Raw genomic sequence first — 11,928 nt, 5'->3', positions numbered from 1 at the left:
TCCTGTCACTTAGGATTAGCGTTAAGCAGTCACTATAAAAAGCTCCCACACTCGGCAAAGTATAAAACGACACCCATGTCCGTTACGAACGATCCTGTGAAAAATCCGGAGTTTCCCGGCAGTCCCCGGACGTCCTGCCGCCTGCTCGCCCTCACTCTGGCTGGCATAGTCTCCAGTCTTACAATGGCGAATGCCGCCGAGGACACGGCTGAAACCTTCGATCTTGCCGCCTCTGGTGATGCACCCGAGGTCTTTGAAATAGGCTCAGACATACCGGAAGTTCTCACCACCACCCGGCTCAGACAACCAAAATCCCGGGTTCCCGGTACAACAACCATCATCACCGGCGAAATGATTCGGGATCTTGGCATTATGAACCTGGTGGAGGTTTTCCGCCTGGTACCCGGCATGACGGTTAATGCGGTTGGCAGCAACCAGCCGGTAACCAGCTATCACGGGACTGTACACTATGAACAGCGTCGGCTGCAGGTTCAGGTTGACGGTCGCACAGCCTATACCCCCAGCCTGTCGGACATGGACTGGAATGCAATGCCGGTGCCGCTGGAGCTGATTGAGCGGATCGAAGTCAGCCGCGGCCCAAACAGCGCGGCCTATGGCATCAACGCCTTCCTGGGAACCATTAATATCATTACCCGGGCGCCAGAAGACACGGTGGGCGTTCAATTACGAGCCGTTTCCGGGTCCCGGGGTTACCGGCGGGCGTTTGGTTCCGTCGGTGACGCCAGTGAAGATTACAGGTGGCGGCTGGCCTATGAAAAGCGAAAATCAGACGGGTTTGACGAACAGGAAGACGATGGCAAAATCTATCCGTTCCATAACGGATACGACATGAACACGTTTAACTACGACAGCAATCTGACGTTTAACAACAGCTATGATCTCGACCTACGGGCCGGTGTCGTTGACGGTATTGACGAAGAAGACGCCCGTAAAAACGGAAAGCTCGGAGCCGACGAAAATTACGACACTCTTGTAGACGACTACTATGTTCAAACGAGACTGAATGTAAGCCTATCGGAACGTCACTTCTTCCATATCCAGACATCCTTTCAGAATTACGACCGGCGGCAGAGGTTTACAATCTGCATCCCCGAGTCGGAATTTTCGCAGATTCTTGACCCCGGGTCTTCCACGCCGGAACTCACTCCCTGTGGCCGGGACGAGACTGACCCTTTCAGAGCAAATCTGAACGAAGACATCGAAGAGTCACGTCTGGAATTCGAGCTACAGGACACCATCCTGTTCAATCCGGACCTGAAACTCGTCTCTGGCCTGGGATATCGGGAGGACACTTACCGGTCCGAGACATTTTTCAATGGCCGCGGCACCAACTACCAGTCACGGATTTTCGGCAATCTTGAGTACTCGCCCTTTCGCTGGCTGACGTTGAATTCAGGCGGCAACTGGGAAAAAACCACCACAACGGACGAGGGATATTTCTCACCGAGGCTTGCGGCAAACTTCATCCTCTCCGATAACCATACGCTCCGGTTTGTCTACTCCAGGGCTGTCCGGACACCGGATGCGTTCGAGCAGAATCCCGACTGGTCCTACCGCCCCAGAAATGTGCCGCCTCCCTTCACCGACGCTGAAGGGCAGAGGTTCCTCGTTGCGGATCTGGTGGATCCTGCCACATCGACCTATGGGAAAACACTTGAAGAAGAACGTATAACTTCACGGGAAATAAGTTATTTTGGTCAATATTATCTGGACTCCTCCACCCTTTCCCTGGAAGTCCGGTACTTTAATGACCAGCTCCGGGACATGATCAGCGGTATTATCAATGAGGGAGAATGGACCATTGATAACAACGTGGCACTGGATCAGGAAGGCTTCGAAGTTGAAGCCTCCCTGGATTTCCCGGGCACAAAGCTACGGGTCACTTATGCCTATCTGGATCAGAACGGGCGCTATACCGGGGACGATGATCGCGACGCAGGAGACAGGCAATACGCCATCGATCTTCTTGGTCGGCTCTCGGTCAGACACTCGGGAAGCGTTGCATGGATTCAGGATCTGCCTTTCGACCTGACCTCCTCGGCTGCTTTCTATTTTGCCGACGAATTCCGCCGCTCCCAGTTCGAGCGCGCCGATTTCCGTCTGGCACGGCGTATATTTGCAACCGGCTACAGTTACGAACTGGCCTTAACCATGCAACACTACCTCAGCAGGGATCCCACTCTTAGTCCAAGCAACATTATCAGGGACCACAACCAGTTCTTCGTTGAAGCGGGCGTAAGATTCTGAAACCCCAAGGACGACATCAGACCCCGGACGGTATGAAAGCACCAGAGCACCTGAATATTCCGGCAAAACCAGGTTCGGCTGCAACCAGATGGCACCTGGTTATCCTTGCCCTGTTTCTGTTTGTCTCTCAGTCCATCCAGATGGCCGCCGCCCAATCTGCAGGCGGTTCGCTGGTCTATCTTGCAGGCTCTGAGAATTCAGCGCTCAATCGCCGCATGCGTTCATTACTCGACGACGCATTGGGAAGCACAACCGTTATACGCTCTTTCCAACCCGGACAGACATCCCAGGACGCGACGACGCCGGTCATTGCATTGGGCCCGGAAGCGTTTACCCGGGTTCGCCAGGAAAACAGGAATGTACCCATCCTGGCATTGCTCGTGGACCAGACCTTCATTGATGGCTATGCCGAACGCTCCGGCGGCTCCGTTTCCGGAATTCTTTACGACCCACCGCTTCTGCGGCAGGCCCTTGCCGGCAAGGTCATTCTGCCGCAGGCTACACGGGTGGCGATGTTGGCGCGTCCTGATACCGTGGAACTCTACGAACCGTTAACCGAAAAGCTTCCCGATCACGGTCTGGAAGGGAAAATCTTTGTTGTCACCTCCGATGACAGGCTCATACCAACGCTGATCCGTGCGCTGAACTATGGAGACTTTATCCTGGCGGCCCCCGATAACAATATCTATAACCCCAGAACCATCAAACACATCCTGCTGACCGCCTACCGGCGGAACCGTATTGTCATTGGTCCAAGCCAGCCATATGTCCGGGCAGGCTCTCTGGCATCAACCTATACCCCACTCACTGAGATTGCTGACCTGGCCGCAGATTTCATTGAGCAATACCGGGCCGGTGGCCAGTTTCCACCACCGGCCTATCCCGACAATTTCAGTATCCAGCTGAACCTGCAGGTCGCGCGGTCCCTGAATATCCCGCTCCCGGACCGGCAGGAAATTGTCAGATCAGTAGAGCAGCGGCTCGCCGGGCCAAGGGAGAGTGCCGATGAATAATGAGTCAGACGCGCAGGCTCCACTGTCGAGAAAGCTTTTGCTATTGGGAGCGGCCCCGGCCATCGTCATGTTTATTGTGCTGATGGTGTTTTTCACCTCCGCACGCCTGGACGATGCCCGCAAGGATCTGGCCGACAGTAGCCAGATGCTGGCAGACAGCCTTGCCCCGGCGGTTGAATACGCGGTGGTTTCCGGCAATTCCGCAGCCCTGGAGCAGATTCTGTCCCAGTCCCTGCAGCGCAGCCGGGCACAATGGATCCGGGTGTCCAATCTGGTTGGTGAGGAGGTCGGCTTTGTGTCGCAGGGCCAGGCGCCAGATACAACAACGGACGACAGATTCGATGTGTTCGAGTCGGAAATCCTGCAACAACCACTGGACCTTGGTGAAAATCGCCAGACTGAGTGGTTCGAACCGAATTACGGCTTCGGGGCCGGAGCCCTGAGAGTAGGCACGGTGGAGGTTGGTGTCAGCAAAGAACAACTGGCGGCGCGCCGTCAGGACATACTGTGGACGTCGCTTGCCGTTGGCTTTTCACTGCTGCTGTTTACCCTGCTGATTGTCAATCACTCTCTTAACAGTATCATCTCTCCCATTCGGGGCCTTTCGCGGCGGGTAACAAGGCTCACCGACAGGGATTACGAAGAGGTCCCCGTCAGCAGGACGGGCACCACTCGCGAAATTCGGGAACTGGAGGAAAGCCTGAACTCGCTGGCGACCCATCTCAGAACACTCGAGCAATCAAGGGATGAGACCCTGGCTTCTTCCGAGAAAGCCAGGGAGCGGGCGGAACTGGCCAACCGTGCAAAATCGGAATTTCTGGCAACCATGAGCCACGAACTGCGCACGCCACTTAACGGTGTCCTGGGCATGATTGAACTGATTACCGAGGAACCCCTGAGCCCGCGTCAGAACGATTATCTGCAAACGGCCCGTCACTCCACGGAAGACCTGCTGACCGTTATCAACGACATTCTGGTCTACTCCAACATTGAGCGCGGCACACTGGAGCTGGAAAACCGCGAGTTTGACCTGCAACAGCTGATCACCAACTGCACGGCGAGCTACCGCCACCTTGCTGAACAGCAGGGCCTGACACTGTCGACCAAATTCCTGGGGGAATGGCCAGAGCATCCGACAGTGCTCGGTGATGCCTCAAGACTGCGACAAATCCTCGCGGGACTGATTGATAATGCCATCAAGTTTACCGGTGACGGCTACATCAATGTGGTGGCGGGGTGGTTTCCCCTGGAAGACAACTGCGTGGTACTGAATTGCACCGTCAGTGATTCCGGATGTGGAATCCCCATTGAACGTATTCATGACATCTTCAATTCGTTCGAACAACTGGAAACCGGCAATTCCAGGCGTTACGGGGGGACAGGCATGGGGCTTTCCCTGGTGCAACGGCTGGTCGAGCTGATGGGCGGCCATGTGAAAGTGGAAACCGATCCCGGCAAAGGCTCTTCCTTCCGGTTCGAGTTGCCCTTTGAGCAGGCGACACCGCCCACCCAGGCAACCTCACCGGAATCGGTTCCACCGGTAGCTGACAATGAAAAGGCCCGGGCACTGGTGGTAGAGGACAACATTGTAAACCAGAGGGTGGCCACTGCCATGCTCAAACGTCTGGGGTTCGAGACCGATGTCGCGATCAATGGCGAGGAGGCTCTGGTGATGGTGCAGACCAACCACGCCGGGTATGACGTGATCCTGATGGATTGCCACATGCCGTTTATGGACGGCTACGAGACCACCCGCTGCATCCGGCAGTGGGAAAAGAGCAATGGCCAGAGCGGCACGCCGATCATTGCGCTGACCGCTGATGCGCTTCCGGGAACCGAGTCCACCTGCCGTGAAGCGGGAATGAACGGCTATCTATCGAAGCCGGTCAGAAAAGAGAACCTGAGAAAAGTACTCAGCCGCTGGATACGGGTGTAAACAGCGGCTGACGATCTGTCTTAGGCCACCGGGTTGCGCATGGTGACGAATTCTTCTGCAGAGGTCGGATGAATGCCTATGGTGCTGTCAAATTGTGCCTTGGTAGCCCCGGCCTTGATGGCAACGGCGATCCCCTGGGTAATCTCGCCAGCATCCGGCCCTACCATGTGCGCACCAAGCACCCGGTCTGACTCATCATCCACCACCAGTTTCATCATGGCCCGCTCGTCCCGGCCACTGAGAGTGTGTTTCATGGGTTTGAACTCAGACCGGTAAATACGCAACTTGTGGCCAGCTTGCCGGGCCTCCGCCTCGGTCAGACCAACGGTGCCGATATTGGGCTGGCAGAATACCGCGGTGGGTATACTGGCATAGTCCATTTCACCCTTGCCATCGCCGAACAAACGCTGTGAAAGCACCATGCCCTGGGCCAGGGCAACCGGTGTCAGCTGGGGAGTGCCAATCACGTCACCGAGGGCCGTAATGGACGGAACAGCAGTCTGGAACTGGTCATCCACGACCACATGACCGGAAGCACTCAGCTGAACGCCCAGCTCCTCCAGGCCAAGACCGTCCACCAGCGCCCGGCGGCCCGTGGCTGCCATAACCAGTCCTGCATTCAGGCGGGAGCCGTCAGTCAGGCTGAGCGCATAATGGGCATTGTCGCTTTCGATGGATTCAATATTGACGCCGAAACGCAGATCGATGCCTTTCTTGCGCATTTCCGCCGCGGTAAATTCGCGAATGTCGTCGTCAAAGCCTCGCAGGAAAAGTTCTCCCCGGTACAACAGTGTTGTTTCCACGCCAAGGCCTGCGAGAATGCCGGCGAACTCCACTGCGATATAGCCACCGCCCCAGATTACCGCCTGCCGGGGCAGTTGCGGCAGGTAAAACATCTCGTTGGACGTAAGCACGCATTCCTTGCCGGGCACATCCGGAATAACAGGCCAGCTTCCGGTCGCCACGGTGATGTGTTTACTGGTATAGGTTTGCTCGCCAACGACAACCGTATGGCCATCAGCCAGCGAAGCGGTACCTTCGATCACCGTGACCCCGGCATTCTCGAGCATGCGCCCGTAGATGCCATTGAGCCGCTCTATTTCGGCATTCTTGTTGGCTACCAGCCGGGTCCAGTCGAAAGTGACCTGATCACCCGGTACGTTCCAGCCATAACCGGCTGCATCCGCAATGTCTTCACCAGCATGAGCGCCGTAGACGAACAGTTTTTTGGGAACACAGCCGACGTTGACACAGGTACCACCGAGGTAGCGTGATTCAACCACCGCTACTCGCGCTCCCTTTGCCGCAGACATCCGGGCCAGCCGAACACCGCCGGAACCGGCACCAATAATGATCAGATCGAAATCCTGTTTGTCAGACACAGCGTCTCCTGTCGTGGTAGCAATCTGTTCGCTTATCCGTGGGTCATTGCCGCGTCGCCGGCATGGAACTCGCGAAACAGTACATGGTCTTCAAAATCACCCAGGCGAATGGTGCCAAGGCTGCGAAACCCTTCCGATTCATAAAACGGCAGATACCGGCTATTGCCGGTATCAAGTACGAGCCCGTTCCCGCGAGGGTTTTCTGCACACAGTTTTTCCACCGTGGACAGCAATATTCGCCCATAACCCCTGTGCTGGTACTTGGGGTTGACCCCCATCAACGGCAGCTGGTGGGCGTGAGGCTGCGGCAGCATTGCCTTGATCTTCTCGTGGTAGTCCAGGTAACGGCGGGTGCAGGCAAACCCGGCGGTCAGTACCATACGAATCCGCCAGCTGATCTGCTCTGCGAGATTAAGCCTGAGCTCAGCCTCACCGATAAACGCGACCGCCACCAGAGTATCATCGGCCATTACGCCAATGGCGTCCTGATCCAGCTCGAAATAAAGATCAATCAATTCCCGCACCGTTGCCCGGACCCGCTGTTCGTAACCGGGCCGGCGATGATCAAACAGGTACTGAAACGTGGGCTCGCTCCGATAGGCGCTAACCAGTATGGATATTGCCTCGTTGCGGGCACTGGTATCGAGGCGGACAATGGCCGGCTCCCTGCGGTTATTATTGTCTGTGCCGTCAGTCATCGTGTGTTCTCCAGCGTTCGTCTCAGATTGTTAAAGTCAGGCGTACGGATACCATGCCGGGGTCATTCTGTCGATCCATGGAGGCCTGGTCTATCTGAACACCGTGCCCGGTATTCAGCTGCTCGAGCCAGCTCGCCACTTCGGTAAAGGGCGCTCGCTCAAGCCAGACTCTTATGGCGTTATCACCGCTCGGTTCGAAACGCTGCAGCGACAGCCCCGCCTCTCCGGCACTGCGGGTAACCAGGGACATCAGCGCACGTCCGTCTGCGGGCGTATCAATTGCGGAATTACCCTGGCCACCCGTGGCACCGGACAATTGCTCCAGTGAATCCCGATTGGTCTCAAGCCAGGCCAGAAGCTCGGCTGAGCGCTCCCGTTCGCTGAGTGACTGGTCATGGAAATTCACCGCCGGTGTCCAGACGGCAAAATAGAGGATACCCAGCAAGACGGCAATCGCCAAAACCGTCAGCGCCTGCTGGTCCCTGCGGGGTAACTGATCATACTGGGCGATCAGCTTGCCCACTGCCGGTTGTTCACGGATTCTGTCCAACATGCCGTTACCCTCCTGAAACCGTCAATCGACCGCGGGCGCCATCGGATTCGTTCACCACTGAGCCTATTTCCGCTCTCAGGCCCCGGCTTGTAAGACCGTTTCGCAGCGTGCTCAACTTGCCATAACTATCGGCCCGCACATCCACAACCAGCTCGCCACGATTGCTGCTGTAATTGACCGAATTGAACATCACCGAGCCTGTGTCCGGTATTCGTGAATACTGTTCCCCGGTGTATTTCATAAGCGTGATAAACCCGGCATCGGGGCCATCCGTCTGCATCTGGCGCAACTGACCTTCGACAACCCTGCGAACATTGCCTGCGTGGGTTCTCGAGTCATCGGGAAACGCCTGTCGATATATAGCCATGGCTTGTTCCCGGGTCTGATCAGCCTTTTGCTGGTGATACAGGCCCATACCCACCTCGACACCGATCTGGATCACAAACCAGACACTGGCGACCGCCAGCAGCGGCTTCCAAGGGCCCAGGGTACCGGACTTGCGGGTGCGAATGCTGTACTCACCCTGACAGAGATTGATCGGCTGACACAGATGATGATGGTGGGCGTGTGCCAGCAGTTCCAATGGCATCAGCTCCAGGATTTGCTCTCTGACCGTCAGGCGCGCTGAAGATTTGAGCTCCACGAGATCGGGCTGCTGATGTTCGAACTCCTGTTCGGTGCCGTAAACCGTTACCGGCACCTCCACAACAACGTCATCAGACGGTGGCAGGGCCAGTGTCTGAGTGAACATGGTGAGGTTTCGGGCCTGAACACTGAGCCATTCGCCCTGATCACTCGCCAACATGATGGTTTCGCCATCCAGGCAGATTGACCACCCCCCCTCGGTAAGCGGCAGTAGCCCGGCATCGGGGTAGATCGCTTCAAGCTTCAGGTACGCCCAGCCGCTGAACATCGCGACCCACTCCGCCATCCGGTTGTGGTCGACAGCGGCTACCCGGAACCCTTTTTCGGTGCGATTTCCCAGAGCAAGATGAACACTCTCAATATCCTGGGCTATCTGCTCCTCGACCGCATAGGGCAATGCTTGGTGAACAAAGCGAGTTTGCCTGGCCGGAATATCCGCCAGGCAAAAAAGCGCCTCCTCGCCCGGGATCAGGCCCACCAGCCTTACGCTCTCAAGGTCGTTCTGAGCCAGTGTCTGCTCAATGTCTTCTCTTCGATCCGCCGTCCCGCGGGCCTGGGCATCTCCGCTGGCATCGAGCAGAACCCAGTTGTACAGCTGGGCTTCCGGGGTGGCGTCAGGAACCGCGAAAGGTTGCAGGGGCCTGACATAAAGGCGATAGGACATTCTGAACAGTTTCCTTTTCAACCCCTCGGGGTCTTAATTGTCGGTATCAGTGGTATTCCAGGAGGCCAAAGCTACTGCCCGGAGATGCTGTATGGCTCTTTCGTGATCCGGTTTTTCTGGCCGGTATCCCGACGCACAGTCTGCATCTCGCCCTCGGGACTGCGATAAACGGTGCTGACCAGATTGGCAACCCGGCCATCGTAGGTAATCCGGGATACCACTTCAAAAAATCGCGTCTGCAGTCCAAGCCCTGTGGACTTGAGACCCAGGCCTGCGAATTCCGGCAGCGCCAGGAAATCCTGAAGACTCTCGAAGCGCTCCTCCTGACGCCTCTCAAGAATAGCGTCTGCCTGTGCCTGTGTCAGTTCCTCGTGCAGGGAACGCAACACGGCCGCCGAAGCGGTATTGACGTTAATACCCAGACCCGCAACCGGCAGGGCTGTTACATTGGGCCGCAGAGCCTGATAGGCCTCTTCGGTCATGCCATCGATCAGCCGCAACTCTGAAACTGTCACAAACGGCTGGTTTCCGGCCCGGTAGGCAGGTTCCTGCATCAGGTACTGGCCATCTTCGGCGCCGTAGGCACTGACCGTCTGGTCATCGGGATCGATCCAGTCAATCAGGGCGTCAACATTCACCGTGCTGATCTCCAATACCTGCAACAGCCGGGTCAGCCGGTCCCGGACCACCGCATCAACCTGGCCGTCACTGCGCACCAGGTCATTGAGGTTGATCCTTCCCCCCAGGCCGTCGATCTGTACTTCCGCAACACCGTTGTTATCCAGGGGCAATATCGCCGCGTTCCGGGCCCAGAACTCGTCGAGGCTGTCTACCAGGCTGTTATTTTCCTTGTCCTCCTCGAAATCCCGAACGAGGATCTGTCGCGCAAAGGCTTCGGCCCCCAGGGCGACACTATGACCCTGCTGCTGGGCGAGATAATGGCTGGCGCGAAACACCCGCACACTTTGTTGCTGCGTCATCCCGGCGGCCAGCATCACCACCAGTGCCATGGCCAGCAGCACCATGATCAGCGCAACGCCGCCCTGGCGACTGGCGGGTGAGCGAAGCATCAGTGGATTAGCCTCCGGCATTGTTTCCCCCGGTCTGGGAGCTGTCCTGCTGGGCATCGTCCTCCGGCTGGGTGTCTTCCTGCTCATCTTGCGATTCATTCACCGCATTGATAACGCCCTGAGCCTGGCTGATATCGAAATCCGGCAGCGTGAACGTCCGCACCAGTTCACCAAAACGCTCATGCTCGAGGGTAATCTCAATGCCGAGCGGCAGCGGGATGGTCGGGCGTGTGCCAGGGCTCAGGCTTGCCATACTGGCGTCATCGGGCCAGTTGTCACGCCAGTTACGCTCATCGTCCAGGAATCGGACCGCAAAACCGGTCACATCCGACAACAGCACCGTGTCCTGACTGTTGTCTTCCTGGCCCTGGTCAACAGACACCCAGTAGCGACGGCGAAGCTCATCGCCGGTGTATTCCCAGGCAACCCGCTGTAACGTGCTGCGGCGGGTACCCAGGGGATTCCGCCAGCCCTGGCGGGTGAGCATCAGGGCAAAATCATCCTCACGACTGGTCACGGCCGGATTGAAGTCGCCGTAGATGTCACGGCCGGGCCGATTGACTATCTGCGTGATATCACGCTCCAGAAGCAGCATGGTCCGTTGAACGGCATCGAACTGATCAGCAACCTCATTCACCCGGTCCCGTGACGAAACCACGTTACCCAATACCTGCCACACACCAAGGCCAATGACGGCGGTAATGGTGACCGCAATCAGCATTTCCATAAGCGTGAAACCGTTACCGGTAACCGGCCGCCCTGACCAGGAGTGTGCGGGCAACATGACGGCCATCAGCTCTCACCAATAAAAGCAGAGAGTGTGTGGACCGGGGGCGGATTAGACTCATTGCCGCGAAAGCGTGCAACGGTGACTTCCACTCGCAGTATGGATGGGTCTTCAGTGCCCAGCACAGCGGTCCTGACCTGCCAGCGGTAGGGACCGTAGTCCATGTCGTCGGTATTTTCAGAGATCTCCGGGAGGTTTTCCTGCAGCCTGAGCTCATTGATTCGGTTATCGGCAACCCAGCCGGCGAGGGTTTTATCCCGTATGCGTTCGTAACTGGAAATATACTGGCTGCCAACCTCCGCCGCTGCCGTTGCGATCAGGCCGAACACCAGCAGCGCAACCAGGACTTCTATCAGTGTAAAGCCGCGCTGGGGACTCATGAGCCGCTGTTCTCTTCACTGCCCGGGTAACGCCATGCCAGCGGGGAAAACCCGTCCGAGGAGATGGTGTGCATCCTGGCGTCGTCGCGACCAAGGGTGAATTCCAGTTCAAACGGCGTGGTCTCGCCACTGGAAAAAAACACAACGTCAGGCCGCAGGCGGTCTTCGTCCGAGGCCAGCCTGGGGGTGTCATTTTCGACATACTCGGTGACCGTTATCCACTCGGGGAGCCCTCGCATCCGGAACATCGGTTCCGCTGGCACCTTCCACTCACTGCCCTGCTCTTCCCAGGCCACAAAGCGGTAGCCTTCATCCTCGAGCACCAGGCCCAGTTCGGTGTTGTTGAGCACGGCCTGCTCCGAGGCGGTCTGCATCAGAAGATACAGTTCCCGTATTTCGTTCTCCAGTTCCCGGTCGCGGGAACTCCCGCCCATGGACATAACCGCCAGGGATGCCAGCAAACCCACCACTACCAGGACTACGAGAATCTCGATCAGCGTAAAGCCTGACTGTTGTGTCCTGGTTTGCACAA

Annotated in this window: 11 protein-coding genes; 3 read left to right on the top strand and 8 right to left on the bottom strand. The window is 57.1% G+C overall.

The genetic code is table 11. The annotated features are described in order from the left end of the window. Nucleotides 1-75 precede the first annotated feature (75 nt). Genes DIT71_RS07915 through DIT71_RS07905 form a run of 3 tightly spaced genes read left to right on the top strand, consistent with a single transcriptional unit; the run spans nt 76 to nt 5,217 of the window. The gene (locus DIT71_RS07915; protein ID WP_227538001.1) at nt 76-2,268 is read left to right on the top strand and encodes a TonB-dependent receptor plug domain-containing protein; all 2,193 of its coding nucleotides are present in this window, start codon (nt 76-78) and stop codon (nt 2,266-2,268) included. 32 nt (nt 2,269-2,300) lie between these two features. Next, a complete protein-coding gene (locus DIT71_RS07910) occupies nt 2,301-3,281 on the top strand; it encodes an ABC transporter substrate-binding protein (protein WP_227538000.1) in 981 nt (326 codons plus the stop codon). After that, on the top strand, nt 3,274-5,217 hold the full coding sequence (locus DIT71_RS07905; RefSeq protein ID WP_114612657.1) for a HAMP domain-containing hybrid sensor histidine kinase/response regulator: 1,944 nt from the start codon (nt 3,274-3,276) through the stop codon (nt 5,215-5,217). The genes DIT71_RS07910 and DIT71_RS07905 overlap by 8 nt, the downstream gene beginning before the upstream one ends. Before the next feature lie 20 nt (nt 5,218-5,237). Here DIT71_RS07905 and gorA read toward each other — a convergent pair whose 3' ends face one another. From gorA to gspH, 8 genes are all read right to left on the bottom strand, one after another. After that, nucleotides 5,238-6,599 (bottom strand): glutathione-disulfide reductase, encoded by a 1,362-nt coding sequence (gene gorA, locus DIT71_RS07900; RefSeq protein ID WP_114612656.1) that lies wholly within the window; start codon nt 6,597-6,599, stop codon nt 5,238-5,240. Nucleotides 6,600-6,631: 32 nt separating this feature from the next. Further along, a complete protein-coding gene (locus tag DIT71_RS07895; RefSeq protein ID WP_114612655.1) occupies nt 6,632-7,297 on the bottom strand; it encodes a GNAT family N-acetyltransferase in 666 nt (221 codons plus the stop codon). A 22-nt stretch (nt 7,298-7,319) separates the two neighbouring features. Next, entirely contained in the window at nt 7,320-7,850 is a 531-nt protein-coding gene (gspM, locus tag DIT71_RS07890) for a type II secretion system protein GspM (RefSeq protein WP_114612654.1), read from the bottom strand. 4 nt (nt 7,851-7,854) lie between these two features. Further along, complete coding sequence (gene gspL / locus DIT71_RS07885; RefSeq protein ID WP_114612653.1) at nt 7,855-9,159, bottom strand: type II secretion system protein GspL; 1,305 nt, start codon at nt 9,157-9,159, stop codon at nt 7,855-7,857. A 71-nt stretch (nt 9,160-9,230) separates the two neighbouring features. Next, nucleotides 9,231-10,229, bottom strand: a complete 999-nt coding sequence (gspK, locus tag DIT71_RS07880; protein ID WP_114612910.1) for a type II secretion system minor pseudopilin GspK — start codon at nt 10,227-10,229, stop codon at nt 9,231-9,233. A 7-nt stretch (nt 10,230-10,236) separates the two neighbouring features. Continuing rightward, nucleotides 10,237-11,022: a type II secretion system minor pseudopilin GspJ gene (gspJ, locus tag DIT71_RS07875; RefSeq protein ID WP_227537999.1), complete on the bottom strand. Its 786-nt coding sequence runs from the start codon at nt 11,020-11,022 to the stop codon at nt 10,237-10,239. Then, nucleotides 11,022-11,396, bottom strand: a complete 375-nt coding sequence (gene gspI, locus DIT71_RS07870) for a type II secretion system minor pseudopilin GspI (RefSeq protein WP_114612652.1) — start codon at nt 11,394-11,396, stop codon at nt 11,022-11,024. The genes gspJ and gspI overlap by 1 nt, the downstream gene beginning before the upstream one ends. After that, nucleotides 11,393-11,926, bottom strand: a complete 534-nt coding sequence (gene gspH / locus DIT71_RS07865; protein WP_167507451.1) for a type II secretion system minor pseudopilin GspH — start codon at nt 11,924-11,926, stop codon at nt 11,393-11,395. The genes gspI and gspH overlap by 4 nt, the downstream gene beginning before the upstream one ends. Nucleotides 11,927-11,928 lie beyond the last annotated feature (2 nt).

Source organism: Marinobacter vulgaris, from assembly GCF_003344045.1.
In the GTDB taxonomy this organism is placed as follows: domain Bacteria; phylum Pseudomonadota; class Gammaproteobacteria; order Pseudomonadales; family Oleiphilaceae; genus Marinobacter; species Marinobacter vulgaris.
This window is presented reverse-complemented; position numbering and strand designations above follow the sequence as displayed.